At 47.0% G+C, this 26,441-nt stretch carries 29 protein-coding genes; 28 read left to right on the top strand and 1 reads right to left on the bottom strand.

Going from position 1 to position 26,441, the window contains the following annotated elements; translation table 11 throughout:
* Window positions 1-77: 77 nt before the first annotated feature.
* On the top strand, window positions 78-158 hold the full coding sequence (gene spoVM, locus K3G25_RS09920) for a stage V sporulation protein SpoVM (protein WP_003154329.1): 81 nt from the start codon (window positions 78-80) through the stop codon (window positions 156-158).
* Window positions 159-235: 77 nt separating this feature from the next.
* Here spoVM and rpmB read toward each other — a convergent pair whose 3' ends face one another.
* Window positions 236-424 (bottom strand): 50S ribosomal protein L28, encoded by a 189-nt coding sequence (gene rpmB, locus K3G25_RS09915; protein ID WP_003154328.1) that lies wholly within the window; start codon window positions 422-424, stop codon window positions 236-238.
* A gap of 258 nt (window positions 425-682) precedes the next feature.
* Here rpmB and K3G25_RS09910 point away from each other — a divergent pair, with 258 nt between their 5' ends.
* From K3G25_RS09910 to sucC, 27 genes are all read left to right on the top strand, one after another.
* Window positions 683-1,045: an Asp23/Gls24 family envelope stress response protein gene (locus tag K3G25_RS09910; RefSeq protein ID WP_003154327.1), complete on the top strand. Its 363-nt coding sequence runs from the start codon at window positions 683-685 to the stop codon at window positions 1,043-1,045.
* Window positions 1,046-1,060: 15 nt separating this feature from the next.
* Window positions 1,061-2,728 (top strand): DAK2 domain-containing protein, encoded by a 1,668-nt coding sequence (locus K3G25_RS09905; protein WP_022553356.1) that lies wholly within the window; start codon window positions 1,061-1,063, stop codon window positions 2,726-2,728.
* A gap of 142 nt (window positions 2,729-2,870) precedes the next feature.
* The gene (gene sdaAB, locus K3G25_RS09900; protein WP_017417764.1) at window positions 2,871-3,533 is read left to right on the top strand and encodes an L-serine ammonia-lyase, iron-sulfur-dependent subunit beta; all 663 of its coding nucleotides are present in this window, start codon (window positions 2,871-2,873) and stop codon (window positions 3,531-3,533) included.
* Between the two features lie 20 nt (window positions 3,534-3,553).
* Window positions 3,554-4,456 (top strand): L-serine ammonia-lyase, iron-sulfur-dependent, subunit alpha, encoded by a 903-nt coding sequence (sdaAA, locus tag K3G25_RS09895; RefSeq protein WP_003154324.1) that lies wholly within the window; start codon window positions 3,554-3,556, stop codon window positions 4,454-4,456.
* Window positions 4,434-6,482, top strand: coding sequence for an ATP-dependent DNA helicase RecG (gene recG / locus K3G25_RS09890; protein WP_014417753.1), 2,049 nt, complete (start codon window positions 4,434-4,436; stop codon window positions 6,480-6,482). Before sdaAA ends, recG begins: the two co-directional genes overlap by 23 nt.
* A 106-nt stretch (window positions 6,483-6,588) precedes the next feature.
* Window positions 6,589-7,155: a transcription factor FapR gene (gene fapR, locus K3G25_RS09885; protein ID WP_003154320.1), complete on the top strand. Its 567-nt coding sequence runs from the start codon at window positions 6,589-6,591 to the stop codon at window positions 7,153-7,155.
* Between the two features lie 13 nt (window positions 7,156-7,168).
* Window positions 7,169-8,167, top strand: a complete 999-nt coding sequence (plsX, locus tag K3G25_RS09880; RefSeq protein WP_017417766.1) for a phosphate acyltransferase PlsX — start codon at window positions 7,169-7,171, stop codon at window positions 8,165-8,167.
* Between the two features lie 18 nt (window positions 8,168-8,185).
* Complete coding sequence (fabD, locus tag K3G25_RS09875) at window positions 8,186-9,139, top strand: ACP S-malonyltransferase (protein WP_007409759.1); 954 nt, start codon at window positions 8,186-8,188, stop codon at window positions 9,137-9,139.
* On the top strand, window positions 9,132-9,872 hold the full coding sequence (fabG, locus tag K3G25_RS09870; protein ID WP_003154312.1) for a 3-oxoacyl-[acyl-carrier-protein] reductase: 741 nt from the start codon (window positions 9,132-9,134) through the stop codon (window positions 9,870-9,872). Before fabD ends, fabG begins: the two co-directional genes overlap by 8 nt.
* Before the next feature lie 84 nt (window positions 9,873-9,956).
* Window positions 9,957-10,190 (top strand): acyl carrier protein, encoded by a 234-nt coding sequence (acpP, locus tag K3G25_RS09865; RefSeq protein WP_003154310.1) that lies wholly within the window; start codon window positions 9,957-9,959, stop codon window positions 10,188-10,190.
* Window positions 10,191-10,328: 138 nt separating this feature from the next.
* Entirely contained in the window at window positions 10,329-11,078 is a 750-nt protein-coding gene (gene rncS, locus K3G25_RS09860) for a ribonuclease III (protein WP_014417754.1), read from the top strand.
* A gap of 101 nt (window positions 11,079-11,179) precedes the next feature.
* Complete coding sequence (gene smc / locus K3G25_RS09855; protein WP_232489710.1) at window positions 11,180-14,740, top strand: chromosome segregation protein SMC; 3,561 nt, start codon at window positions 11,180-11,182, stop codon at window positions 14,738-14,740.
* 19 nt (window positions 14,741-14,759) lie between these two features.
* Window positions 14,760-15,749 (top strand): signal recognition particle-docking protein FtsY, encoded by a 990-nt coding sequence (gene ftsY, locus K3G25_RS09850; RefSeq protein ID WP_003154301.1) that lies wholly within the window; start codon window positions 14,760-14,762, stop codon window positions 15,747-15,749.
* Window positions 15,750-15,832: 83 nt separating this feature from the next.
* Complete coding sequence (locus K3G25_RS09845; RefSeq protein ID WP_072176998.1) at window positions 15,833-16,603, top strand: phosphotransferase family protein; 771 nt, start codon at window positions 15,833-15,835, stop codon at window positions 16,601-16,603.
* A gap of 121 nt (window positions 16,604-16,724) precedes the next feature.
* A complete protein-coding gene (locus K3G25_RS09840; RefSeq protein WP_003154299.1) occupies window positions 16,725-17,057 on the top strand; it encodes a putative DNA-binding protein in 333 nt (110 codons plus the stop codon).
* Window positions 17,058-17,070: 13 nt separating this feature from the next.
* Window positions 17,071-18,411, top strand: coding sequence for a signal recognition particle protein (ffh, locus tag K3G25_RS09835; RefSeq protein WP_007409763.1), 1,341 nt, complete (start codon window positions 17,071-17,073; stop codon window positions 18,409-18,411).
* A 105-nt stretch (window positions 18,412-18,516) separates the two neighbouring features.
* A complete protein-coding gene (gene rpsP / locus K3G25_RS09830; RefSeq protein ID WP_003154296.1) occupies window positions 18,517-18,789 on the top strand; it encodes a 30S ribosomal protein S16 in 273 nt (90 codons plus the stop codon).
* Window positions 18,789-19,034 carry a KH domain-containing protein gene (locus tag K3G25_RS09825; protein WP_007611392.1) on the top strand — a complete coding sequence of 82 codons (246 nt, stop codon included), beginning with the start codon at window positions 18,789-18,791 and terminating at the stop codon, window positions 19,032-19,034. Before rpsP ends, K3G25_RS09825 begins: the two co-directional genes overlap by 1 nt.
* A gap of 90 nt (window positions 19,035-19,124) precedes the next feature.
* Window positions 19,125-19,511, top strand: coding sequence for a YlqD family protein (locus K3G25_RS09820; protein ID WP_003154291.1), 387 nt, complete (start codon window positions 19,125-19,127; stop codon window positions 19,509-19,511).
* A gap of 4 nt (window positions 19,512-19,515) precedes the next feature.
* The gene (gene rimM, locus K3G25_RS09815; RefSeq protein WP_017417769.1) at window positions 19,516-20,040 is read left to right on the top strand and encodes a ribosome maturation factor RimM; all 525 of its coding nucleotides are present in this window, start codon (window positions 19,516-19,518) and stop codon (window positions 20,038-20,040) included.
* Complete coding sequence (gene trmD, locus K3G25_RS09810) at window positions 20,037-20,768, top strand: tRNA (guanosine(37)-N1)-methyltransferase TrmD (RefSeq protein ID WP_022553353.1); 732 nt, start codon at window positions 20,037-20,039, stop codon at window positions 20,766-20,768. Before rimM ends, trmD begins: the two co-directional genes overlap by 4 nt.
* Before the next feature lie 140 nt (window positions 20,769-20,908).
* On the top strand, window positions 20,909-21,256 hold the full coding sequence (rplS, locus tag K3G25_RS09805; RefSeq protein WP_003154288.1) for a 50S ribosomal protein L19: 348 nt from the start codon (window positions 20,909-20,911) through the stop codon (window positions 21,254-21,256).
* 142 nt (window positions 21,257-21,398) lie between these two features.
* Complete coding sequence (gene ylqF, locus K3G25_RS09800) at window positions 21,399-22,247, top strand: ribosome biogenesis GTPase YlqF (protein ID WP_007611396.1); 849 nt, start codon at window positions 21,399-21,401, stop codon at window positions 22,245-22,247.
* Between the two features lie 72 nt (window positions 22,248-22,319).
* Window positions 22,320-23,087 carry a ribonuclease HII gene (locus K3G25_RS09795; protein WP_007611398.1) on the top strand — a complete coding sequence of 256 codons (768 nt, stop codon included), beginning with the start codon at window positions 22,320-22,322 and terminating at the stop codon, window positions 23,085-23,087.
* Window positions 23,088-23,103: 16 nt separating this feature from the next.
* Entirely contained in the window at window positions 23,104-24,807 is a 1,704-nt protein-coding gene (locus K3G25_RS09790) for a hypothetical protein (protein ID WP_022553351.1), read from the top strand.
* A complete protein-coding gene (locus tag K3G25_RS09785) occupies window positions 24,804-25,085 on the top strand; it encodes a FlhB-like flagellar biosynthesis protein (protein WP_014417762.1) in 282 nt (93 codons plus the stop codon). The genes K3G25_RS09790 and K3G25_RS09785 overlap by 4 nt, the downstream gene beginning before the upstream one ends.
* Before the next feature lie 174 nt (window positions 25,086-25,259).
* A complete protein-coding gene (gene sucC, locus K3G25_RS09780) occupies window positions 25,260-26,417 on the top strand; it encodes an ADP-forming succinate--CoA ligase subunit beta (RefSeq protein ID WP_003154283.1) in 1,158 nt (385 codons plus the stop codon).
* Window positions 26,418-26,441: the final 24 nt, after the last annotated feature.

Genomic DNA, 26,441 nt, shown 5'->3' with positions numbered 1-26,441 from the left:
TTCTGCCATATGCGGAAAAAACCATGAATCCTAAAGTGATGAACGCAGCGGATACGGGACTTATAGGAGGGGACAAAATGAAATTTTATACCATTAAATTGCCGAAGTTTTTAGGAGGAATTGTCCGGGCGATGCTGGGCTCATTTAGAAAAGAGTAAGCCCAAGAAGCTGAAATTGCCCTCTTTGAACGCATAAAAAACGCCTGCCGCATAAAAGGGCAGGCGTTCATTTTTGCTTATACACGCTCAACTTTACCGGATTTTAAAGCCCGGGCAGATACATACACTTTTTTAGGTTTGCCGTCAACGAGGATGCGGACCTTTTGAAGGTTGGCGCCCCAAGTACGCTTAGAAGCGTTCATTGCGTGAGAACGGTTGTTTCCGGCTTTTGTTTTTTTACCTGTAATAAAACATTTACGTGCCATTTGTTTCCCTCCTAACTGCGCGAAACATCTTTTCAAACATAGTTTCTCAGATGCTTTCGTTATACAATACTTTAAATAATTTACCACAGCTAAAAACCGTTTGCAACTATTGTTTCCCTTACTTTCAAGAAAAATCACTTGACATGTAAAACCAATCACATTTCCGCGCTGAAGGCCGCTGTCTGTATCTTTTCTTTTCATAATGGGATACATATAGTAGAATAATGATAACTCTATGCACCTGAAGGAGGAACCTGTGTGTCCATTGAAATGAAGACAAAATACGGACAGATTGATATATCCAACGAAGTCATCGCAATGGTTGCCGGAGGCGCTGCCATTGACTGTTACGGAATAGTGGGGATGGCCTCAAAAAACCAGATTAAAGACGGTTTGTCTGAAATCCTCCGGAGAGAGAACTTCGCAAAAGGCGTACATGTCCGTCAGGAAGCCGAACAAATACATATCGACATGTACATTATTGTCAGCTACGGCACTAAAATATCCGAAGTAGCCCACAATGTTCAGACGAAGGTAAAATACACAGTAAATCAAACAATCGGACTTGCAGTTGATTCTGTAAATATTTATGTCCAAGGCGTACGAGTAACGAACCCGTAGTGAGGAGGATGAGTATTGTCTAGACGAAACTTAGATGGGAGAGCTTTTGCGGCAATGATTCTGGCGGGGGCTGAGACATTGTCTCAAAACGCATCCGCGGTGGATGCGCTGAACGTGTTTCCCGTGCCTGACGGCGATACCGGAACAAATATGAATTTATCGATGTCATCCGGTGCAAGAGAGGTAGAGCACATTGACTCACCCGACATCGGCAAAGTCGGCATCGCCCTGTCAAAAGGCCTGCTTATGGGAGCGAGAGGAAACTCAGGGGTGATCTTGTCCCAATTGTTCAGAGGTTTCACAAAGAGCATTGAAAACAAAAACCAAATAGACGCCCAAGAATTTGCCGCAGCACTCCAAGCGGGAGTGGATATGGCATATAAGGCGGTCATGAAACCGGTTGAAGGAACGATTTTAACCGTGGCTAAGGATGCGGCTAAAAAAGCGGTCGCCTCGGCCAAAGAAGAAACCGATATTATTTCGGTCATGGAGGCCGTTATTGAAGAAGCGGAAGCGTCGCTCAACCGCACGCCGGATCTGCTTCCTGTTTTAAAGGACGTCGGTGTCGTTGACAGCGGCGGAAAAGGTCTGCTTTGTGTATATGAAGGCTTTTTGGCTGCTTTAAAAGGAGAGGCCGTACCGAAAAAAGCGGTTCTTCCGGCACTCGATGATATGGTGAATGCCGAGCATCATAAAAGCGCGCAGAGCATGCTGAGTACAGAAGACATTGAATTCGGATTTTGTACGGAAGTGATGGTGAGGCTGGATCAAGATAAACGGACGTTCAAGGAAGAGACGTTCAGAAACGAACTGAGCCGTTTCGGCGATTCACTGCTGGTCGTGGCTGATGATACGCTGGCGAAAGTCCATATTCATGCCGAAGAACCAGGGAACGTGCTCAATCTCGCACAGCGTTACGGCGATTTGATTAAAATTAAAATTGAAAACATGAGGGAACAGCATACTTCAATCATCAGCCAAGAACATGATGAAAAAAAGCCGGCCGGCGTTATGAAAGAAGCCCGCAAGCCTTTTGGCATCGTGACTGTGGCAATGGGAGAGGGCATTTCTGAATTGTTTACGAGCATCGGCGCTTCACACGTAATCGAAGGCGGTCAGACAATGAATCCGAGCACGGAAGATATTGTTGAAGCCGTTCAGTCTGTCAATGCGGAGACGGTTTTCATTCTTCCGAACAATTCCAATATTGTGATGGCTGCCAATCAGGCGGCGAGCGTGGCTGAAGAAAATGTCATTGTCATTCCGGCAAAAACGGTCCCTCAAGGCATGACCGCCCTGCTTGCGTTTAACCCTGACCAGCCGGCTGACGTAAATGAAGCCAATATGCTTGAGGCCATCCGGAATGTGAAAAGCGGACAGGTGACATATTCAGTCAGAGACACCCATATTGACGGCAAAGATATTAAAAAAGGTGATTTTATCGGCATTTTAAACAGTTCAATTATCGGCAGCGCCGAAGATCGGATAAGTGCGGCGAAATTGCTGCTGGATGAAATGATCGGGGAAGAAGATGAAATTGTCACCATCCTGTACGGAGAGGACGCGCCGGAAGAAGAAGCTGAGAAACTCGCTGAGTATATTGCTAGCGTCTGTGAAGATATCGAGGTTGAAATCCATAACGGCAGACAGCCTCTGTATCCATATATATTTGCGGCAGAATAGAAGGGCTTATCAGGCCCTTCTATTCTTATGTCTTTATTTACCTGCGGCAGTGCGGCAGTGTGCCTGCTTGCCAATTGAGAAATGTTCAATTAGTCTAAAGAAAAGCGCTGAATGAAGTGATGTTAAGGAGGAACAAACCAGCATGAAGTATAGAAGCGTTTTTGATATTATCGGCCCGGTAATGATCGGTCCGTCCAGTTCACATACCGCAGGCGCCGCCCGGATCGGCAGAGTGGCCAGAAGCCTATTCAGGCGGGAGCCCCGCCGGATCATTGTGTCTTTTTACGGATCATTTGCGGAGACGTATAAGGGTCACGGCACTGATGTCGCGATTATCGGCGGCCTGCTTGATTTTGATACATTTGATGAACGGATTAAAACAGCGATTCAAATTGCGGAAGAGAAGGGCATATATGTAGAGTTCCGTACAGAGGATGCCGTGCCCGTTCATCCGAATACAGCGCGTATCGTCATTTCTGATGATGAGGGAGAGCTTGCCCTTACCGGTATTTCCATCGGCGGCGGAAAAATAGAAATCACGGAGCTCAACGGCTTTGAGCTGCGTCTTTCCGGAAACCATCCGGCTATTTTAGTCGTTCACAATGATAAATTCGGCACGATTGCAGGCGTTGCCAATGTGCTTGCGAAATTCTCCATCAACGTCGGACATATGGAAGTGGCGCGTAAGGACGTCGGCCAGCTTGCGCTGATGACGATTGAGGTCGATCAGAATATTGAAGAAGAAGTGCTTGACGAGCTTTCAACACTTCCTAATATTATACAGGTTACTAAGATAGCTGACTAAAAAGTCAGGAGGAAAATGACATGTTTCGTAATGTAAAAGAATTAATAGAAATCACTCAAGAAAAACAAATTCCGATTTCGGAAGTGATGATCACGCAAGAGATGGAAGTGACGCAAAAAACGCGGGAAGAAATCTTTCAAGGAATGGAGCGCAATCTCTCCGTCATGGAAGCAGCTGTTGAAAAAGGGCTGAAGGGCGTCACGAGTCAGACCGGTTTAACAGGCGGAGATGCCGTGAAACTTCAGGCATACATCCAATCGGGAAGAAGCCTGTCGGGCAATCTGATTTTAGACGCCGTTTCTAAAGCTGTCGCGACAAATGAAGTCAATGCGGCGATGGGAACGATCTGCGCTACACCGACCGCCGGCTCTGCCGGGGTCGTGCCGGGAACGTTATTCGCCGTAAAGCATAAGCTGAACCCTACGACAGAACAAATGATCCGTTTTCTGTTTACAGCCGGCGCGTTCGGTTTTGTCGTAGCAAACAATGCGAGTATTTCAGGAGCGGCAGGAGGCTGTCAGGCGGAAGTCGGGTCAGCATCAGGCATGGCAGCGGCTGCGATTGTGGAAATGGCGGGCGGAACGCCTCAGCAATCAGCGGAAGCAATGGCGATTACACTGAAAAATATGCTCGGTCTCGTATGTGACCCGGTCGCCGGATTGGTAGAAGTGCCGTGTGTCAAACGAAACGCAATGGGAGCATCCAACGCAATGATCGCGGCGGATATGGCGCTGGCCGGGATTACAAGCCGCATTCCTTGCGATGAGGTGATTGACGCGATGTACAAAATCGGCCAGACAATGCCGACAGCACTGCGTGAAACGGGACAAGGCGGTTTAGCCGCGACACCGACGGGAAGAGAATTAGAGAAAAAAATTTTCGGAGGAGCGCTGAAATCAAGTGACACACCATCAGCAAACTAGTATAGCGGAAATTAAGGGCATTGGGCCGGAAACAGAAAAAACATTGCACGAACTTGGTATCTATGACATTTCTGATCTTCTGAATTATTTCCCTTACCGTTATGACGACTATGAGCTGAGGGATTTAGAAGAAGTAAAACATGAAGAAAGAGTGACGGTAGAAGGGAAGGTTCATTCAGAACCTTCTCTTACCTATTACGGCAAAAAACGAAACAGGCTGACATTCAGGGTGCTTGTCGGCAATTATTTAATTACCGCGGTCTGCTTTAACCGTCCCTACTTAAAAAAGAAACTGACGTTAGGTTCAGTCGTCACGATATCCGGGAAATGGGATAAACACAGACAGACTGTTTCCGTGCAGGAATTAAAAAACGGTCCTCATCAAGAAGATAAAAGCATTGAGCCTGTTTATTCCGTTAAAGAAAACGTCACCGTAAAAATGATGAGACGGTTTATTAAGGAAGCGCTGCAGCATCATTTGGACAGTGCGGCCGATCCGCTTCCTGAAAAATTGAGAATCCGCTACAAGCTGCCTGATTACAAACATGCCCTGCAGACGATGCATCAGCCTGAAACGAGGGAATCGTTACAGCAGGCCAGGCGTCGGTTTGTTTACGAGGAATTCTTATTATTTCAGCTGAAAATGCAGGCGTTCCGTAAAGCGGAAAGGGAACAGTCAAAAGGCATCAGCCATGTGTTTCCTGCTGAAAAGCTCGCCGCTTTCACAGACAGCCTGCCGTTTTCGCTCACAACCGCACAGACGCGCGTGCTTCGGGAAATTACCGCTGATATGACATCCCCTTACCGAATGAATCGTCTGCTGCAAGGTGATGTCGGTTCAGGGAAAACGGCCGTCGCCGCCATCGCTTTGTACGCTGCGATTTTGTCGGGGTATCAGGGGGCATTAATGGTGCCGACTGAAATTCTGGCCGAACAGCATGCGGATTCTCTCGTATCGTTGTTTGCAAATGAAGATGTAAATATCGCGCTTTTGACGAGTTCTGTAAAAGGAAAGCGGCGCAGGGAGCTTTTGGAGCGGCTTGCTCTCGGAGAGATTGATATTTTAGTAGGGACCCATGCTTTAATCCAGGACGAAGTGGAATTTAAAGCGCTGAGCCTTGTTATTACGGACGAGCAGCACAGGTTCGGAGTCGAACAGCGCAAAAAACTCAAGAATAAAGGTCAGGATCCGGATGTGCTGTTTATGACAGCCACTCCGATTCCGAGAACGTTGGCCATTACCGTCTTCGGAGAAATGGATGTTTCCGTGATAGATGAAATGCCCGCGGGGCGAAAACAAATCGAAACGTATTGGGTGAAACACGACATGCTGGAGCGGATTTTGGCTTTTATAGAAAAAGAGCTGAAACAGGGAAGGCAAGCCTATATTATCTGCCCGCTCATTGAAGAGTCGGATAAACTGGATGTGCAGAATGCGATTGACGTATATAACATGCTGTCTGACGTTTACCGCGGTAAATGGAATGTCGGCCTGATGCACGGGAAGCTCCATTCTGATGAAAAAGATCAGGTGATGAGAGAATTCAGCGCCAATCAATGTCAGGTACTTGTGTCAACAACCGTCGTAGAAGTCGGGGTGAACGTGCCGAATGCGACGATTATGGTCATCTATGACGCCGACCGTTTCGGATTATCTCAGCTTCATCAGCTCCGCGGCCGGGTCGGGCGGGGAGACCACCAATCTTTCTGTATCTTGATGGCCGATCCGAAATCCGAAACCGGGAAGGAACGGATGAGAATCATGTCAGAGACAAACGACGGCTTCGAGCTGTCTGAAAAGGACCTTGAACTGCGCGGCCCCGGGGATTTCTTCGGAAAAAAACAGAGCGGTATGCCCGAGTTCAAGGTGGCGGATATGGTTCATGACTACAGAGCTTTGGAGACGGCCCGCCAGGATGCGGCCAATCTGGTGTCTTCAGAGGCTTTTTGGAAAGATGACGAATACCGCATGCTGCGCGGCCAATTACTTTCAAGCGGCGTCCTAGAAGGGGAGAAATTAAGCTGATTCTGTAAAATTCGGCGGCTTTCAAAAAACAATCATTGCATTCCAATCTATGAGATTATATACTACTATTAGTACCTAGTCTTAATTGTCCGGATGGTGTTTACAGATGAGAAGAAGCAAGAAAGAACGCCAAAAATTATTGCAGCAGACGATCAAATCGACACCCTTCATCACAGATGAAGAATTAGCGGGGAAATTCGGCGTCAGCATTCAGACGATCCGTTTAGACCGCTTAGAGCTCTCAATACCGGAGCTGAGGGAAAGAATTAAAAACGTGGCAGAACAAACGCTTGATGATGAAGTGAAATCACTGTCTTTAGACGAAGTGATCGGTGAAATTATTGATCTGGAGCTTGACGGCCAGGCCATTTCCATATTAGAAGTAAGACGCGAACATGTCTTCAGCCGCAATCAAATTGCGCGGGGGCATCATTTGTTTGCGCAGGCGAACTCACTCGCCGTAGCCGTCATTGATGATGAGCTGGCGCTGACCGCAAGCGCAAATATCCGCTTTACAAGACAGGTGAAAGAAGGCGAGCGCGTCGTTGCGAAAGCCAAAGTGACGGCAGTCGAAAAAGAAAAAGGCAGAACGGTAGTTGAAGTCAACAGCTATGTGGGAGAAGAAGTCGTGTTCTCCGGCAGCTTTGACATGTACCGTTCAAAACAATCATAAAGGTGGAGCATGCATGAGAATAGCTGTAGATGCAATGGGAGGCGACAACGCACCCAAAGCTGTTATTGACGGAGTAATGAAGAGTATTGAGGCATTTGACGATCTTCATATTACGCTGGTCGGTGACAAGACAACGATAGAATCACACTTGCCAACAACATCAGACCGCATCACTGTGTTGCACGCCGATGAAGTGATTGAACCGACGGATGAACCGGTCCGCGCCGTACGCAGAAAGAAAAACTCTTCTATGGTGCTGATGGCGCAGGAAGTGGCTGAAAACAGAGCGGACGCCTGCATCTCAGCGGGGAATACAGGCGCACTCATGACAGCGGGACTGTTTATCGTCGGCAGAATTAAAGGAATCGACCGGCCTGCGCTTGCGCCGACGCTTCCGACCGTTTCAGGCGACGGTTTCCTTCTTTTGGACGTGGGAGCCAATGTCGATGCCAAACCGGAGCATCTCGTCCAGTACGGAATTATGGGATCTGTATATGCCCGGCAGGTTCTCGGAATCAGCTCGCCCCGCGTCGGATTGTTAAATGTCGGCACGGAAGAAAAGAAAGGAAACGACCTGACAAAAAAGACGTTTGAATTATTAAAAGAAACAAACGTGAATTTTGTCGGAAACGTTGAGGCGAGAGACTTGCTCGAAGGCGCTGCTGACGTCATCGTCACAGACGGCTTTACGGGCAACGTCACGTTGAAAACATTGGAAGGTTCAGCGTTATCGATTTTCAAAATGCTGAAAGATACACTGACTTCAAGTTTTGTTACTAAGCTCGCAGCGGGAGTGCTGAAGCCGAAGCTGATGGAAATGAAACTGAAAATGGACTATTCTGAGTACGGCGGGGCGAGTCTTTTCGGTTTGAAAGCGCCCGTCGTTAAAGCGCACGGCTCTTCTGACGCACGCGCTGTTTACCATGCGCTGCGCCAGGCGAGAGAAATGGTCAGCCAAAACGTGGCCGCATTTATAGAAGAAGAAGTAAAAGAAGAAAAAACAGATGAGTAGTCTGGAGGTTACCGCATCATGAGTAAGATTGCATTTTTATTTCCCGGACAGGGATCACAATATATCGGTATGGGAAAAGACCTGTACGAACGCGAAGAAGCGTCAAAACGTATTTTTGATGAAGCGGATGAAACGCTTGAAACAAAGCTGAGCTCGCTCATTTTTGAAGGTGACGCCGAAGAATTGACCCTTACATACAATGCGCAGCCCGCGCTGTTGACAACGAGCATCGCCGTATTGGAAAAGTTTAAAGAATCCGGCATCACCCCTGATTTCACCGCCGGCCACAGCCTCGGAGAATATTCGGCGCTTGTTGCGGCGGGAGCGATGACATTTAAAGATGCCGTTTACACGGTAAGAAAACGGGGAGAATTCATGAATGAAGCCGTGCCGGCCGGAGAAGGCGCCATGGCAGCTATTCTCGGAATGGATGCAGAGTCCTTGAAAAAGGTAACGGATCAAGTGACGGAAAACGGTCATCTCGTACAGCTTGCAAACCTGAACTGCCCCGGCCAGATCGTAATTTCCGGAACGGCAAAAGGCGTGGAGCTGGCTTCAGAAGAAGCGAAAAACAACGGAGCAAAACGGGCAATCCCATTAGAAGTAAGCGGACCGTTCCATTCTGAATTAATGAAGCCGGCAGCGCAAAAACTCGAGGAGGTGCTCAGCGCCTGTGAGTTGAAAAATGCGGCTGTTCCCGTGATTTCAAACGTTTCGGCTGACGTTATGACAGAAAAAGACGATATCAAGAAAAAACTGATCGAACAGCTGTATTCACCTGTTCGCTTTGAAGAAACCATTAACAAACTGATTGACGAAGGTGTCACGACGTTTGTTGAAATCGGGCCCGGAAAAGTGCTTTCAGGCCTTGTGAAAAAAGTGAACCGCCGCCTTAAAACAATCGCGGTTTCTGACCATGAAACCATCGAACTGGCGATTCAAACGCTGAAGGAGGAGAATCAGGATGCTTAATGAAAAAACAGCAGTGGTAACGGGAGCGTCCCGCGGAATCGGGCGGGCGATCGCGCTTGATCTTGCGAAAAACGGCTGTAACGTAGTAGTCAACTACTCCGGGAATGAAGCGAAAGCGAACGAAGTCGTAGATGAAATCAAATCTTTGGGCCGAAACGCGATCGCGGTAAAAGCCGATGTATCAAATTCCGAAGAAGTACAAAACATGATGAAAGAGGCTGTCGCTGCATTTTCTTCAATCGACATTCTCGTGAACAATGCGGGGATCACAAAAGACAATCTTCTGATGAGAATGAAAGAAAATGAATGGGATGATGTCATTAACATTAACCTAAAAGGTGTATTCAACTGCACGAAAGCCGTTACAAGACAGATGATGAAACAGCGCTCCGGCCGGATTATCAACGTATCATCAATCGTCGGCGTCAGCGGAAACCCCGGCCAGGCGAACTACGTGGCGGCAAAAGCCGGTGTAATCGGCTTAACGAAGTCATCAGCCAAAGAGCTTGCGAGCCGCAATATTACGGTTAATGCCATTGCTCCGGGCTTTATTTCCACGGATATGACGGACAAGCTTTCTAAAGAAGTCCAAGATGAAATGCTGAAGCAGATTCCGCTCGCGCGTTTCGGTGATCCTTCCGATATCAGCAGCGTTGTTACGTTCCTTGCTTCTGAAGGATCGCGTTATATGACGGGCCAAACCCTTCATATTGACGGCGGAATGGTGATGTAAAGATTTGTTTTTAAAATTTCATCCTAGTTTCTCTAGTTTTTTAAAAACGAATCCACTATAATACTTGAGGGGAGGTGAATTGCTATGGCAGATACATTAGAGCGTGTAACGAAAATCATCGTAGACCGCCTTGGCGTTGATGAAGCTGACGTCAAACTTGAAGCTTCTTTCAAGGAAGACTTAGGTGCTGATTCCCTAGATGTAGTTGAGCTTGTTATGGAACTTGAAGACGAGTTTGATATGGAGATTTCTGACGAAGATGCTGAAAAGATTGCAACAGTCGGCGACGCTGTGAACTACATACAAAACCAGCAATAAGCTGATGCTAAAAGTCCCGCCTGACAGCGGGGCTTTAGCCCTTTAATCGTTCGGTTACCGGCGTCTGACGCTGTACGCGCTGCCGATTCCGTTTACGGCGGGGAGCGCGGTGAACCTGATGTGCCTATGGAGGTTACTATGTCAAAACACTCACATTTTAAAGATAAAAAAAAGTTCTATAAAAAAATAGAGCAATTTAAAGAGTTCCAAGAACGGATTTCGGTTCATTTTCAAAACGAGAAACTTTTGTATCAAGCATTTACACATTCATCTTATGTGAATGAGCATCGGAAAAAGCCGTATGAAGACAATGAAAGGCTTGAATTTTTAGGTGACGCTGTTTTGGAACTGACGATCTCCCAATTCTTATTTGCCAAATATCCGGCCATGAGTGAAGGAGATTTGACGAAGCTGAGAGCCGCTATCGTATGCGAGCCGTCACTCGTCTCACTTGCCCATGAATTGTCATTCGGCGATCTTGTTCTCTTGGGAAAAGGAGAAGAAATGACGGGCGGCAGAAAGCGTCCTGCGCTTTTAGCGGATGTGTTTGAAGCGTTTATCGGCGCACTGTATCTGGATCAGGGCCTTGAGCCGGTTCAGCAATTCCTGAAAGTGTACGTGTTCCCTAAAATAAACGATGGTGCTTTTTCTCATGTGATGGATTTCAAAAGCCAGCTTCAAGAATTTGTACAGCGGGACGGAAAAGGATCGCTTGAGTACAAAATTCTCAATGAAAAAGGGCCTGCCCACAACCGGGAATTCGAGGCGCTTGTCTCTCTTAAAGGTGAGGCGCTCGGTATCGGGAACGGACGTTCCAAAAAAGAAGCCGAGCAGCATGCGGCACAGGAAGCTCTTGCAAAAATGCAAAAACATCATACGAAACAATAAAATCCCCCTGTTTCCCTAGGGGGATTTCAGTATGTCTGCGCCTGATATAAGCGGGTGATTATGATAATATTGAGATACTTATACGATAAGGAGGATCTGGGATGTTCCTCAAACGTTTAGACGTTATAGGATTTAAATCATTTGCAGAACGGATATCCGTTGACTTTGTAAAAGGCGTCACGGCCGTTGTCGGTCCGAACGGCAGCGGAAAGAGCAACATTACCGAAGCCATCCGCTGGGTGCTCGGCGAACAATCAGCCCGCTCGCTTCGGGGCGGAAAAATGGAAGATATCATTTTTGCTGGAAGTGATTCGCGCAAGCGGCTGAACCTTGCCGAAGTTACGTTAACGCTTGATAATGAAGATCATTTTCTCCCGATCGATTATCACGAAGTCAGCGTGACGAGACGGGTGTACCGCTCTGGAGAAAGTGAATTTCTCATCAACAATCAGCAGTGCCGCCTGAAAGACATCATTGACTTATTTATGGACTCCGGGCTCGGGAAAGAAGCATTCTCTATTATCAGCCAGGGGAAAGTCGAAGAGATTCTCAGCAGCAAAGCGGAAGACCGCCGCAGTATTTTTGAAGAAGCGGCCGGCGTGCTGAAATATAAAACAAGAAAGAAAAAAGCGGAAAACAAACTGTTTGAGACGCAGGATAACTTAAACAGGGTGGAAGATATTCTCCACGAGCTTGAAGATCAGGTCGAACCGCTGAAAATCCAGGCATCAATCGCCAAAGACTACTTAGAAAAAAAGAAAGAGCTTGAACATGTCGAAATCGCCCTTACCGCCTTTGACATCGAACAACTGCATGGCAGATGGTCGGGTTTAAAAGACAAGGTGCAGGCGGCAAAAGAAGAAGAATTGGCGGAATCATCGGCTCTGTCCGCAAAAGAAGCGATGATAGAAGAGACGAGAGATAAAATCCACGCGCTTGATGAATCCGTCAACGAACTGCAGCAGGTTCTGCTCGTGACAAGTGAAGAGCTGGAAAAGCTGGAAGGCCGGAAAGAAGTGCTGAAAGAGCGCAAAAAAAACGCCGCGCAAAACCGGGAACAGCTTGAGGAATCCGTTACACATTACACGAACAAAGAAGCCGAACTGAAAGCGGACATTGAAAAACAGTCTGCCGTCTATGATAAACTTCGTGCGGAAGTGAAGCGGTTAAACGTCCAGGTGAAAGAAAAGCAGCAGGCTCTCAGTCTGCATAATGAAAATGTAGAAGACAAAATCGAACAATTAAAAAGCGATTACTTTGAATTGTTAAACAGTCAGGCGTCGATTCGCAACGAGCTGCAGCTTTTAGATGACCAGATGTCCCAATCTGCGGTCCAGCAGGCGAGACTGACAGCAAACAATGAAAAATACCTTGAAGAACGTAACGATATTGCAGTCCGCAAAGTGGCGTGCGAAGAAGAATTGGCCGCCGTTGAAGAGGATATTCACAATCAGGTCGTCCGCTTTCGTGAAGTCCAGACAGCATATGAACAGAAAAAACGCCAATATGAAAAGAAAGAATCTGCGCTGTATCAGGCATATCAATTCGTCCAGCAGGCCAGATCCAAAAAAGATATGCTTGAAACGATGCAAGGCGATTTTTCAGGATTTTACCAAGGCGTAAAAGAAGTGCTGAAACAGAAAGAGCAGCTTGGCGGCATCCGCGGCGCCGTTCTCGAACTGATTGCCACCGAACAAAAATATGAAACGGCGATCGAGATTGCACTCGGCGCAGCGGCGCAGCACGTTGTCACAGACGATGAGCAGGCGGCGCGGAAAGCGATTCAATATTTAAAACAGAATTCCTTCGGCCGCGCGACGTTCCTGCCGCTTACGGTTATGAAACCGCGCCAGCTCCAAACCCGTGATGAACAGACGGCTCAGAAGCATCCGTCTTTCCTCGGCACAGCGAGCGGGCTTGTCACATATGATGCGGCATATCGGAATGTTATTCAAAACCTTCTCGGCACCGTGCTGATCACTGAAGATTTAAAAGGCGCGAATGAACTGGCCAAGCTTCTCGGGCACCGCTACCGCATCGTGACGCTTGAGGGCGATGTCGTCAATCCAGGCGGATCAATGACAGGCGGCGCGGTCAAAAAGAAAAACAATTCTCTGCTCGGCAGAAGCCGTGAGCTTGAGACGGTGACTGCGCGGCTTGCCGAAATGGAAGAAAAAACAGCTCTGCTCGAAAAAGAGGTCAAAACGCTGAAGCAGGCCATTCAAGAGCTTGAACATACGCTGAGCGGTCTCCGTGAAGACGGTGAAGCTTTCAGAACAAAGCAGCAGGATGTAAAAGGCAGGCTGTATGAACTCGAAGTCGCTGAAAAGAACATCAATACCCATCTGGAGCTTTACGATCAGGAGAAAGCATCACTGACGGAAAGCAGCCGGGAAAAAGAGACGCGCAAATCAGCTCTGGAAGAACAGCTGAGTGAGGCATCCGGCCAGCTGAAAGAGCTTGAGGAAGAGATGGAAAGGCTGACAAAACAAAAGCAGACCCTATCCTCAACAAAAGAAACGCTCTCTCATGAACTGACGGAATGTAAAGTGGCCGCTGCGAAAAAAGAACAGGCGTGCTCGAGTGAAGAAGACAACCTCAAAAGGCTGAAAAAAGAGCTTGAGGAAACGCAGCTCGCTCTGAAAGAAACACGGGAAGATTTAAGCCTCCTGACCTCAGAGATGACGTCCAGCACAAGCGGTGAGGAGCAGCTTGAAGAAGCAGCCCATCACAAGCTTCACGATAAAACGAGAACGATTGAATTGATCGCCAGCAGGCGCGACCAGCGTGTGAAGCTCCAGCGGGCGCTTGATACGAACGAACTTGAGCTGAAAGAGATGAAGCGTCTCTACAAGCAAAAAACAGAAATTCTGAAAGATGAAGAGGTAAAACTCGGCCGGATGGAAGTCGAGCTTGATAATCTCTTGCAATATTTACGCGAGGAATACAGCTTATCCTTTGAAGGGGCTAAAGAACAATATCAGCTTGAAATCGAGCCTGAAGAGGCGAGAAAACGGGTCAAACTGATCAAGCTCTCAATTGAAGAGCTCGGAACGGTCAATCTCGGCAGCATCGATGAATTTGAAAGAGTAAACGAACGGTATCAGTTTTTAACAGAGCAGAAAAATGACCTGACGGAAGCGAAAAACACACTGTTTCAAGTCATTGAAGAAATGGATTCTGAAATGACGAAGCGATTCCATGAAACGTTTATCCAGATCCGTTCTCAATTCAACGACGTGTTCCGTTCTTTATTCGGAGGAGGACGGGCTGAACTGAAGCTGACTGATCCGAATGATCTTCTTAACTCCGGGGTGGACATTATCGCGCAGCCTCCGGGCAAAAAACTGCAAAACTTAAATCTTTTGTCAGGGGGAGAACGGGCGCTGACTGCCATTGCCCTTTTATTCTCCATTCTGAAAGTAAGGCCCGTGCCGTTCTGCGTCCTTGATGAAGTGGAAGCTGCGCTTGATGAAGCCAATGTATTCAGGTTTGCGCAATATTTAAAAAAATACAGCGGCGACAGCCAGTTTATCGTCATCACCCACAGAAAAGGCACCATGGAAGAAGCGGATGTCCTCTACGGTGTTACGATGCAGGAATCCGGCGTTTCCCGAATGGTTTCGGTCAAACTGGAAGAAACAAAAGAATTCGTTCAGTAACGAGGAAAGAGGTTGAAAGATGAGCTTTTTTAAAAAATTAAAAGAGAAAATCACGAAACAGACAGACTCCGTCTCTGAAAAATTTAAAGATGGTCTTGAAAAAACAAGAAATTCCTTCTCGAATAAAGTGAACGAACTCGTCTCCCGCTACCGGAAAGTCGACGAGGATTTCTTCGAGGAGCTTGAGGAAGTGCTGATTGGCGCTGACGTCGGTTTTACAACCGTCATGGAGCTGATTGATGAGCTCAAAAAAGAAGTGAAGCTGAAAAACATCCAGGATCCTCAGGAAGTGCAGTCCGTCATTTCTGAAAAGCTTGTCGACATTTATAACAGCGGCGACGAACAGATTTCTGAATTAAATATTCAGGACGGGCGCCTGAACGTTATTCTGCTTGTCGGGGTAAACGGCGTCGGAAAAACGACAACGATCGGAAAACTTGCCCATAAGCTGAAGAATGAAGGCAAATCCGTTGTGCTCGCTGCCGGAGACACCTTCAGAGCCGGGGCGATTGAACAGCTTGAAGTGTGGGGGGAGCGTACAGGCGTGCCTGTCATTAAGCAGGCTGCCGGAAGCGACCCTGCGGCGGTTATTTATGATGCCGTACACGCGGCTAAAGCAAGAGGAGCGGATGTGCTGATTTGTGATACGGCAGGCCGCCTTCAGAATAAAGTAAACTTAATGAAAGAGCTTGAAAAAGTCAAACGCGTCATCGAACGCGAAGTGCCTGAGGCTCCGCATGAGGTTCTCCTTGCGCTTGACGCGACGACAGGCCAGAATGCGATGGCGCAGGCGAAAGAATTCTCCAAAGCGACGAATGTGACGGGTATCGCGTTAACGAAGCTTGACGGCACCGCAAAAGGCGGTATCGTCCTGGCAATCCGCAATGAGCTTCACATCCCCGTGAAACTGGTCGGCCTTGGAGAAAAGGTTGACGACCTCCAGCGGTTTGATGCAGAATCTTACGTATACGGTCTCTTTTCTGATTTAGTTGAAAAAGCCGAGGATTAATGAATAATAAACGAGTATAAAATGGACGGTTTTATACTCGTTTTTTTATACGCATTGATAGATCGGAATGGAGGGGGCAATTGTTGGACAAATGGCTGAAAGCTGAATTGGAAAGTAAGATCGGCGCGATAAACCATATGTCGCTGTTGGATGAACAGGGAGGCACTTCAACCGTTCGAAAAATAGTGACCGGTCAAGACGCATTTCTGCTGAAAAGTTCTTTTCAACAGAAGTATCGGGAATGGTTAATGAGAGAAGCCTTCGTTTTACAAAAACTGACGGAAACTCGTCGTCTGCCTGTTCCTGTTTATTATGGGATGATACAGGAACAGCATGCCAGCCATATCATCATGTCATTTGAGGATGGAATCACCCTGACTTCGGCTTTAAGAAAAGCAAAAGGGGATACTGAAAAGAAAAAGCTGATCAAAAGTTTCGGCCGGTTTCTGCAACGGCTGCATGAAACCGACATGGTCTCTGGTTTACAGCCGGAAACAGACTGGCTCGATCTGCAAATCAAACGAGCCGGGGAATATGTCAAAAAAGGACAGGCTGAAGGAAGTGCAGAGCTTTTGAAGGAATTGGACAGGTACAGGCCTGTTCCTGTTCAGCAGACAATGATTCACGGTGACTGCACGACTGATAATGTGCTGGTGAAAGACGGAGAGGTCTATCTGTTTATCGATGCTGCGGGAATATCGGCGGGAGATCCGCGATATGATGAATCATTAGCGATCAGTCATTTTGTCACAAATGAAGCATGCCTCAATGCTTTTTACGAAGGCTATTGCCGCTACCGTGTATCAAAACAAGAATTCGAGTATTTTAACGACGGTCTATATGAATTTTTTTGAAAAAACTTATGATGTAAAAAGAGCATCATGCTTTGACAAGATAAAAACTTGACACACGCTCTGAAACCATGTAAACTAAGTTTTTGTAAAGGGATTTGACTTAACAAAGGGGAGAGCTCAAATGTCGCTCGAAAAAACGACGAGAATGAACTATTTATTTGACTTCTATCAGTCGTTGCTGACGTCAAAACAAAAGAGCTATATGTCGCTTTATTATCTGGACGATTTCTCCCTTGGTGAAATAGCCGAAGAGTATGACGTTTCAAGGCAAGCCGTTTACGATAACATCAAACGGACTGAAGCGATGCTTGAACAATATGAAGAAAAACTGCTCCTTTTTAAAAAGTTTCAGGAGCGTAAAGAAATGTTTACAAAGCTGAAAGAGCTTGCTTCCGGGTTGCAGGAAGAGGAAAAAATGACGGCTCTGATTGAAGCGCTTGAGAAATTAGATTAGGAGGCGGCAAACAATGGCATTTGAAGGATTAGCCGACCGACTGCAAAAGACGATTTCAAAAATCCGCGGAAAAGGAAAAGTCAGCGAACAAGACGTAAAAGAGATGATGCGTGAAGTTCGTCTTGCGCTTCTTGAGGCTGACGTTAACTTTAAAGTCGTAAAGGATTTTGTGAAAAAAGTAAGTGAACGGGCTGTCGGACAGGACGTTATGCAGAGTCTGACACCCGGTCAGCAGGTTATTAAAGTCGTAAAAGAAGAGCTTACCGAGCTGATGGGCGGCGAAGAAAGCAAAATTGCCGTCGCCAAACGCCCGCCGACCGTTATTATGATGGTCGGGCTCCAAGGTGCCGGTAAAACGACAACCACGGGGAAGCTTGCCAACCTGCTGCGCAAAAAACATAATCGCAAACCGCTACTCGTGGCTGCGGATATTTACCGCCCCGCCGCGATTAAACAGCTGGAAACCCTGGGGAAACAGCTTGATATGCCGGTCTTTTCGCTTGGCGATCAGGTCAGCCCGGTGGAAATTGCCAGACAGGCGATTGAAAAAGCGAAGGAAGAGCATCATGATTATGTGATTTTAGATACCGCCGGACGGCTGCACATCGATCATGAACTGATGGATGAGCTCTCCGGCGTAAAGGAAGTCGCAAATCCTGAGGAAATTTTCCTTGTCGTCGACTCAATGACCGGTCAGGATGCGGTAAACGTCGCCAAAAGCTTTAATGACCAGCTCGGTTTAACGGGTGTCATTTTAACAAAGCTTGACGGGGATACCCGCGGAGGTGCGGCGCTTTCTATCCGCGCGGTCACCGAAACGCCGATTAAATTCGCCGGAATGGGAGAAAAGCTCGATGCTCTTGAAGCGTTCCATCCTGAACGGATGGCATCCCGGATTCTCGGAATGGGTGACGTGCTGACGCTGATTGAAAAAGCTCAGGCGACCGTTGATGAAGACAAAGCCAAAGAGCTTGAGCAGAAAATGAGAACGATGAGCTTCACATTGGATGATTTTCTGGAGCAGCTCGGCCAGGTCCGAAACATGGGGCCTCTTGACGAACTGCTGCAAATGATGCCCGGCGCAGGCAAAATGAAAGGCTTAAAAAACATCCAAGTCGATGAAAAACAGCTGAATCATGTGGAAGCGATCATTAAATCAATGACTGTTCTTGAAAAAGAACAGCCGGATATCATTAACGCCAGCCGGCGGAAGCGGATTGCCAAAGGAAGCGGAACATCCGTTCAGGAAGTCAACCGTCTTTTAAAGCAGTTTGAGGAAATGAAAAAAATGATGAAGCAGATGACCAACATGACAAAAGGGAAGAAAAAAGGCTTTAAATTACCTTTTATGTAATCGGTTATACATGATAAAACCGTTGTTAAGAAAAAACACTTTACAAACACTTTTATCATTGTTAATATACTATCTTGTTGAAATATTTTCGGAGGTGCTAGTAAAATGGCAGTAAAAATTCGTTTAAAACGTATGGGAGCAAAAAAATCTCCTTTCTATCGTATTGTTGTAGCAGATTCTCGTTCACCGCGTGACGGCCGTTTCATCGAAACAGTCGGCACATACAACCCGGTTGCAAAGCCGGCTGAAGTGAAAATCAACGAAGAGCTTGCTCTTAAATGGCTTCAAACAGGAGCTAAACCTTCTGATACAGTCCGCAACTTGTTCTCAAGCCAAGGAATTATGGAAAAATTCCACAACGCTAAACAAGGCAAGTAATGACTGATCAGAACTTGGAAGATTTGATTGTCAGCATTGTGGCTCCGCTTGTCGACCATCCGGAAGACATAACGGTCACAAAGGAAGAGACTGATCAAAAGATTGCGCTGCGCTTATCTGTCAATAAGTCAGATACCGGTAAAATTATCGGAAAGCAAGGCCGGACTGCAAGAGCGATTCGAACCGTCGTTTTTGCAGCTGGCGCACAGTCTTCTAAGAAAGTTCAATTTGAAATATTTGACTGAAAAAGGGAGAGGGCCGGCACCTCCCCTTTTTTTACACGTAAAAAAGGCAAATGAACAGAAATATGTTGGAAGAGTGGGGAGTCTGGTCCTATGCAGATTATTCACAGGGTAACCGTTATGCAGGTTCTGACCGAGCAAAGCAAGGAAAAGCTTTTGGCCTCTTTTGCAGAAAAAAAGCAAACGCTTGAACGAGAATGCAGCCAGCTCTATTTTCAGCTTAGAAAACATGAAAAAGATCAGCAGAATCCCGATGTAGCGGAATCTTTTAAAAAAGCCATTGAAAAAAGACAAGACAAAATCAAAATGATCGATTTCCAAATAAGCCAGACAGAGTCGCTCCCGCTTGGAAGCGAAGTGAAGGAAAAGGAGATCGATGCGCTGCTTTCAATCAACGTCGGTGATAACTGGCATGAAAAAACAGCGGCAAATACCATCGTCATAAAAGACGGGGTAGTAATTGAAATCCGCCCGAGGTGATAATATGACAAACAGATGGTTTAATGTAGGCAAAATTGTAAATACCCACGGCATTAAAGGCGAAGTGCGGGTCATTTCTAAAACGGACTTTGCCGAAGAACGGTACAAGCCCGGCAATACGCTCTATTTGTTTGCGGAAGGGGCTGCGGAGCCAATCAAAGTAACGGTCAGCGCCCACAGGCTTCACAAGCAGTTTCACCTGCTGCAATTCAAAGAAATGCCGAGTCTCAATGAAGTCGAGCACCTGAGAAACATGGTGATCAAAGTCCCTGAAGAAGACTTGGGAGAGCTTGAAGAAGATGAATTTTATTTTCATGAAATCATCGGTTGCGAGGTTGTGTCAGAAGACGGAGAACTGATCGGCACAGTGAAGGAAATTTTGACGCCCGGGGCTAATGACGTATGGGTGGTTCAAAGAAAAGGCAAAAAAGATGCGCTCATTCCGTATATTGCTTCTGTGGTAAAGGATATTAATATAAATGAGAAAAAAATTAAGATTCATGTAATGGAAGGGTTAATAGACGAATGAAAATCGACTTTTTAACACTGTTTCCCGAAATGTTTCAAGGGGTGCTCGGCTCATCCATTCTGCAAAAAGCACAGGAAAAAGAGGCTGTCCGTTTTGACGTCATCAATTTCCGGGCTTTTTCGGATAATAAACACCAAACGGTTGATGATTACCCGTACGGCGGGGGAGCCGGGATGGTGTTAAAGCCGCAGCCCGTATTTGATGCGGTTGAAAAGCTGACAGCCGGTACGGACGCCAAGCCGCGCATTATTCTCGTCTGCCCGCAAGGTGAGCGTTATACGCAGAAGAAAGCCGAGGAGCTGGCGGAAGAGGAACATCTCATGTTTATTTGCGGACATTATGAAGGGTATGATGAACGGATCCGGGAACATCTTGTCACTGATGAAATCTCCATCGGGGATTTTGTGCTGACCGGGGGAGAGCTCCCTGCCATGATGATCGCCGACAGCGTTGTCAGGCTTTTGCCGGGCGTTCTCGGAAAAGAAGCATCCCACGTGGAGGATTCCTTCAGCACGGGGCTTTTAGAGCATCCGCACTATACGAGGCCTGCAGATTATAGAGGCTTAAAAGTGCCTGAGACCCTTCTGTCGGGCAACCATGCCAAAATACAAGAATGGCGCAATAAAGAATCAATCAGAAGAACCTTTTTAAGACGTCCGGATCTTCTTGAAAACTATCCTCTCACTGATGAGCAAAGAAAATGGATTTCCGAGTGGGAAAACGAATAGATTCTATTGCGCAGGCGATGAAGGTATGATAAGATACTACTTGTGGCTTAAGGAGGCTTATCCTTCAGAAGCTTGAAAACGATGTTCCGCTGTGCCTTGCAGTTGTGGCCAAGAGCATCTGTTGGAAGGAGTTGAAAACGATGCAAAAACTAATTCAAGATATCACAAAAGAACAGCTTCGCACTGATCTTCCTGCGTTCCGTCCTGGTGACACTTTACGTGTACACGTAAAAGTTGTTGAGGGTAACCGTGAGCGTATCCAGATCTTCGAAGGTGTTGTGATCAAGCGTCGTGGTGGTGGAATCAGCGAAACGTTCACAGTTCGTAAGATTTCTTACGGTGTTGGCGTTGAACGTACATTCCCTGTACACACACCAAAAATCGCGAAAATCGAAGTTGTACGTTACGGTAAAGTACGTCGCGCTAAGCTTTACTACCTGCGTGAACTTCGCGGAAAAGCGGCTCGTATTAAAGAAATCAGACGATAATGATAACGAACGAAAAGAGCTTGTTACCCGTAACAGGCTCTTTTTTTATATGAAATTTGTAAAAGCGGAACAAGCAACGTAAAATACATAAGAGATCATCGGAACATCCGGTTCCGGTAAATAAGGCAGGTGTCGAAGTCACATGACCATTCAATGGTTCCCGGGCCATATGGCTAAAGCGAGACGGGAAGTAACAGAAAAACTGAAATTAATTGATATCGTATACGAATTGGTGGATGCGAGAATCCCGATGTCATCGAGAAATCCGATGATTGAGGAGATTTTGAAAAATAAGCCGCGCATTATGCTTTTAAATAAAGCCGATAAGGCGGATGCGGCTGTGACTGCCCAGTGGAAGGACCACTTTCAGGAACAGGGCATTCCCTCTCTTTCAATAAACTCCGTTAACGGGCAGGGACTGCATCAAATCGTGCCGTCCTCGAAAGAGCTGCTGAAAGATAAGTTCGATAAAATGAAAGCAAAAGGCATTAGGCCAAGAGCAATCCGCGCATTAATCATCGGCATTCCGAATGTCGGCAAATCTACGCTCATTAACCGGCTGGCCAAGAAAAACATTGCCAAGACGGGAGACAGGCCCGGCATTACCACTTCACAGCAGTGGGTAAAGGTAGGCAAGGAATTAGAGCTGCTCGATACACCGGGAATTTTATGGCCTAAATTTGAAGATGAGCTTGTCGGCTTGCGCCTGGCGATCACCGGGGCGATTAAAGATACGATTATCAACCTGCAGGATGTGGCCGTCTTCGGGCTGCGCTTTCTGGAAGAGCATTATCCCGACCGCTTGAAGGAGCGCTACGGACTTCAGGAAATCCCTGAGGATATCGCCGCTCTTTTCGACGCGATCGGTGAAAAACGCGGCTGTTTGATGGGCGGCGGAATGGTTGACTATGATAAAACAACGGAAGTCATCATTCGGGACATCCGGACGGAAAAATTCGGCAGGCTTTCATTTGAAACACCATCAGAATAAAGACGCGCAGCGATGCGGGTCTTTATTTTTTCCGCAGAATACCGATATACATAATGTAAGGGAGAAGAGAACGTGAATACATTAACCGTAAAAAGCGTAAAAGAACGCCTGCAAGAGGTCAGGGACGAAAGCGACCCCTTCCTTGCCCAATGTGAGAAAGACCCGAGAAAAAGCGTACAGACGCTTTTAGAGCAATGGCTGAAAAAGCACGCGAAGGAAAAAGCTCTTAAAGAGCAATGGCTGAACATGACGGCATACGAAAGACTGTCATCCAAAAAGGGCTTCCGCCTGATTGCGGGTGTTGACGAAGCCGGAAGAGGGCCGCTTGCCGGACCGGTTGTCGCCGGCGCCGTCATTTTGCCGGCAGAATGCGAGATTCTCGGTCTCACGGACTCGAAGAAATTGTCGGAAAAGAAGCTCGAGGAGTATTACAGCCGGATCACGGAAGAAGCGGCGGCTGTAGGAGTCGGCATTGTCCATGCGGACGTCATTGACCGGATCAACATTTATGAGGCCGCGAGACTGGCGATGGTAAAAGCCGTCAATGCTTTAACGGAAACACCTGATTATCTGCTTGTTGATGCCATGACCCTTCCGCTTGACATTCCGCAGTCATCAGTTATAAAAGGGGATGCCAAAAGCGTGTCAATTGCCGCCGGAGCCTGCATCGCAAAAGTAACGCGGGACCGGCTCATGGCTGAGTACGCCAAAACCTACCCCATGTACGGCTTTGAAAAAAATAAAGGCTACGGAACGAAAGAACATCTTGAAGCTCTTCAGGCATACGGACCGACAACTATTCACCGAAAAACGTTCGCTCCCGTTCAATCTTATTGTTAGAAAAGAGGCTTAAGACATGAACATAAGCGGCGAAATCCAAGCGGCTTTCAGACAGCTGACGGCGGAAATCCCTCCGGACCGGCAAGACGGCGGTAAAGACAGCGGCGCTCAAAGGCTGCTGTTAGGGAAGGTTCTCCGTTTGCTGGACGATCAAAGCGCCCTTATCCAAATCGGCGGCCGGACGATGCAGGGAAAACTTGAAACCGCCCTTCGTCCGCAGGCGTATTACTGGTTTTCTTATGACAAACAGCCGGCGGAAAAAACGGGCCGGCTTCATGTCATTGACCAATTCGAAGGAAGCCCGAAAACCGTTCAGGAAGCGGCGGGAAGACTGTTAAACGCTCTTTCTGTCAAACCGGGCCCTGTGTCTCTGCAGATTGCCGAAACGTTTATGCAGCAGAAGCTGCCGATGACGGAAAACAGCCTCAAAGCCTGCATCCGTTGGGCTGAATCGCTTCCGGCCGCCGAATTGAAAAAAGCGGCGGAAACAATCGTATTTGCGCTGAAACGGGAACTGCCCGCACATCCGGAAGTCTTGTCAGCCATTCATGCCGTTAAATATCCGGTTCCGACCCGGCGCCTCCTCTCAGGACTGCTTCAGGCAATCAATCAGGCTCCGCAATCGGCAAAAGAGCTGTCTGTGCTCAAAGAGGCGGTTTCTGACGTGTTAAACGCGGAAACGGATCTTCATGCAGAACGTCTCTTGAAGAAGCTTGCCGAGGCTGCACGCATGCCGACCCCAGAAACCGGGCTGATGGATGAAGGAGAACGGACGGAATCAAAACAGTCACCATTTGTCCGAGAGACTCGTGAAAACAGAAAGGCAGTCTCAAGCCAACCTTCTCCTCCGAGTGCACGGACAGATCCGGAACTGCCTGAAAAAACGGCAAAACAGATTATAGAGAAATTAATGACCTCGGCAGAAAAAACTGAAAACCGTCCCGTAAAAGTAACGGCGGAGATCATTAAGGCTTTCATTTCTCAAGAAAAAACATTTAAAACAGCACCTGTTCTTCAAAAAGCACATTTGACAGAACAGGAGGCGGCTGTTTTCGAAAAAGCCGTTCAGCTCACCGAATTGAAATATGCGGAAAAACATGATGTATTAAGCCTTTTGCAGAAAATCAAAAAAGGACTGGGCACGCGTGATGAATTATCATTCATTAGAGCGCTTGAAAAAGGCGTGTCTCCGCAGCCGGAGAAACAAGCGCTGAAAACAGCCCTCCAAGCCGTCCGGACGCTTCAAGAAGCGCCCCAATCCGTTAAACAAGAGGCGGAACCGCTTATTCATAAATTAAACGGCCAGCTGTTTATTGAGCAGCATAACCCTTCTTTTACGCAGATGGTGCTGTCATTTCCGCTGGGAGCGTCCGCGTATGAGAATGACATCACAGTTCTCTTTAAAGGACGGAAGAAGCCGGACGGAAAACTCGATCCGTCACATTGCAGGCTCCTGTTTTTGCTGCATCTTGAAACACTGCAAGAAACCGTTGTGGACTGCATCATTCAGCAAAATGTAATGACTATTACGGTTGAGACTGATTTTGAGCTTCAGGCGGCCATCGACCCTCTCGTACCGGCTTTAAAAGAAGCCGTAAAAGAAACGGGCTTCAGTCTGTCAGGCGTCACGGCTAAAAAACGGCGCCCGAAAGACCAGAGCGCTCTTGTGGAAGAGTTTATAGAAAAAGACGGCGGAAGAAAAGTGGATGTGAAAATATGAAAGAGCAAACGCCGTTAAGAAGAGCTGTCGCCCTGCATTACGACCGGCAGAAAGACCAAGTCCCGAAGGTTGTCGCAACAGGCAGGGGGCACGTGGCGGAAAATATTATAAAAGAAGCTGAGAAGGCTGGGGTCCCCATTCAGGAAGACAGAACCCTTGTCGAATTAATGCGCCATTTGACGGTTGACGATCAGATACCGGAGGCGCTTTATGAAACCGTTGCCGAAATTTTTTCATTTGTTTACAGACTGGACGAAACCCTGAAAAACGAAAAATAAGGACCATTCATTTCCCGGACTCCGTTTAAATTTATATTTTCAATAAAATAAAAGTTAGAATGTTTGGAAGGATATAAAGATTTTGTTTTGAACCCTAGACAATTCTTCCAGTATTATATAGAATGAAAGCGCAGTCTATTTTTAGTTTTGCTACATAAGTTAGGAGGATGGGAAATGAATATCCATGAGTACCAGGGAAAAGAAGTCCTCAGAAAATACGGGGTGTCTGTTCCTGAAGGTAAAGTGGCTTTTACAGCAGAGGAAGCAGTTGAAAAAGCAGAGAGCCTGTCAAGCTCGGTTTATGTCGTAAAGGCGCAAATCCATGCTGGCGGCCGCGGCAAAGCTGGTGGGGTAAAGATTGCAAAAACAAAAGATGAAGTGAAAGAGTATGCCGAAGAACTGTTAGGCAAGACGCTCGTCACACATCAAACGGGTCCGGACGGACAAGTAATAAAACGCTTACTTATTGAAGAAGGCTGCGATATTAAAAAGGAATACTATGTCGGGCTTGTACTTGACCGCGCTACTTCAAGAATCGTTTTAATGGCGTCTGAAGAAGGCGGAACGGAGATTGAAGAAGTAGCGGAAAAAACACCTGAAAAAATTAAAAAAGCGGTAATTGATCCGGCTGTCGGCCTTCAGGGCTATCAGGCAAGGGAAATTGCATTCGCAATTAACATCCCGAAAGAGCTTGTCGGCAAAGCCGCTAAATTTATGCTCGGTTTATACAAAGCATTTGTTGAGAAGGACTGCTCCATCGCCGAGATCAACCCTCTCGTCGTTACGGGGGACGGAAACGTCATGGCGCTGGATGCTAAGCTGAACTTCGACAGCAATGCGTTATACAGACAAAAAGACATTATGGAATACAGAGATTTAGATGAAGAAGATCCGAAAGAAATCGAAGCGTCAAAATACGATTTAAGCTACATTTCCCTTGATGGAAATATCGGCTGTATGGTAAACGGCGCGGGTCTTGCAATGTCTACAATGGATATCATTAAACACTACGGCGGAGAACCTGCAAACTTCCTTGATGTCGGGGGCGGCGCAACCGCAGAAAAAGTTACGGAAGCTTTTAAAATCATTCTTTCCGATCAAAACGTAAAAGGAATTTTCGTTAATATTTTCGGAGGCATCATGAAGTGTGATGTCATCGCCGAGGGCGTTGTTGAAGCGACGAGACAAGTCGGATTGACATTGCCGCTGGTCGTGCGCCTTGAAGGGACAAACGTAGATTTAGGAAAGAAAATCCTGAATGAATCAGGCTTAAACATCACATCTGCGGAATCAATGGCAGACGGCGCACAGAAAATCGTATCCTTAGTTTAGGAAAGAATGAAAGGCAGGGGACCA

The organism is Bacillus sp. FCW2 (assembly GCF_021228595.1).
In the GTDB taxonomy this organism is placed as follows: Bacteria; Bacillota; Bacilli; order Bacillales; family Bacillaceae; genus Bacillus; species Bacillus velezensis.
The sequence above is the reverse complement of the archived record's forward strand: the minus strand, read 5'-3'. Positions and strand labels throughout refer to the sequence as shown.

Coding starts and splice junctions, on each gene's coding strand:
- spoVM (WP_003154329.1), top strand. CDS start 78: ATGAAATTTTATACCATTAAATTGCCGAAGTTTTTAGGAGGAATTGTC.
- rpmB (WP_003154328.1), bottom strand. CDS start 424: ATGGCACGTAAATGTTTTATTACAGGTAAAAAAACAAAAGCCGGAAAC.
- sdaAB (WP_017417764.1), top strand. CDS start 2,871: ATGAAGTATAGAAGCGTTTTTGATATTATCGGCCCGGTAATGATCGGT.
- sdaAA (WP_003154324.1), top strand. CDS start 3,554: ATGTTTCGTAATGTAAAAGAATTAATAGAAATCACTCAAGAAAAACAA.
- fapR (WP_003154320.1), top strand. CDS start 6,589: ATGAGAAGAAGCAAGAAAGAACGCCAAAAATTATTGCAGCAGACGATC.
- plsX (WP_017417766.1), top strand. CDS start 7,169: ATGAGAATAGCTGTAGATGCAATGGGAGGCGACAACGCACCCAAAGCT.
- fabD (WP_007409759.1), top strand. CDS start 8,186: ATGAGTAAGATTGCATTTTTATTTCCCGGACAGGGATCACAATATATC.
- fabG (WP_003154312.1), top strand. CDS start 9,132: ATGCTTAATGAAAAAACAGCAGTGGTAACGGGAGCGTCCCGCGGAATC.
- acpP (WP_003154310.1), top strand. CDS start 9,957: ATGGCAGATACATTAGAGCGTGTAACGAAAATCATCGTAGACCGCCTT.
- rncS (WP_014417754.1), top strand. CDS start 10,329: ATGTCAAAACACTCACATTTTAAAGATAAAAAAAAGTTCTATAAAAAA.
- smc (WP_232489710.1), top strand. CDS start 11,180: ATGTTCCTCAAACGTTTAGACGTTATAGGATTTAAATCATTTGCAGAA.
- ftsY (WP_003154301.1), top strand. CDS start 14,760: ATGAGCTTTTTTAAAAAATTAAAAGAGAAAATCACGAAACAGACAGAC.
- K3G25_RS09840 (WP_003154299.1), top strand. CDS start 16,725: ATGTCGCTCGAAAAAACGACGAGAATGAACTATTTATTTGACTTCTAT.
- ffh (WP_007409763.1), top strand. CDS start 17,071: ATGGCATTTGAAGGATTAGCCGACCGACTGCAAAAGACGATTTCAAAA.
- rpsP (WP_003154296.1), top strand. CDS start 18,517: ATGGCAGTAAAAATTCGTTTAAAACGTATGGGAGCAAAAAAATCTCCT.
- K3G25_RS09825 (WP_007611392.1), top strand. CDS start 18,789: ATGACTGATCAGAACTTGGAAGATTTGATTGTCAGCATTGTGGCTCCG.
- K3G25_RS09820 (WP_003154291.1), top strand. CDS start 19,125: ATGCAGATTATTCACAGGGTAACCGTTATGCAGGTTCTGACCGAGCAA.
- rimM (WP_017417769.1), top strand. CDS start 19,516: ATGACAAACAGATGGTTTAATGTAGGCAAAATTGTAAATACCCACGGC.
- trmD (WP_022553353.1), top strand. CDS start 20,037: ATGAAAATCGACTTTTTAACACTGTTTCCCGAAATGTTTCAAGGGGTG.
- rplS (WP_003154288.1), top strand. CDS start 20,909: ATGCAAAAACTAATTCAAGATATCACAAAAGAACAGCTTCGCACTGAT.
- ylqF (WP_007611396.1), top strand. CDS start 21,399: ATGACCATTCAATGGTTCCCGGGCCATATGGCTAAAGCGAGACGGGAA.
- K3G25_RS09790 (WP_022553351.1), top strand. CDS start 23,104: ATGAACATAAGCGGCGAAATCCAAGCGGCTTTCAGACAGCTGACGGCG.
- K3G25_RS09785 (WP_014417762.1), top strand. CDS start 24,804: ATGAAAGAGCAAACGCCGTTAAGAAGAGCTGTCGCCCTGCATTACGAC.
- sucC (WP_003154283.1), top strand. CDS start 25,260: ATGAATATCCATGAGTACCAGGGAAAAGAAGTCCTCAGAAAATACGGG.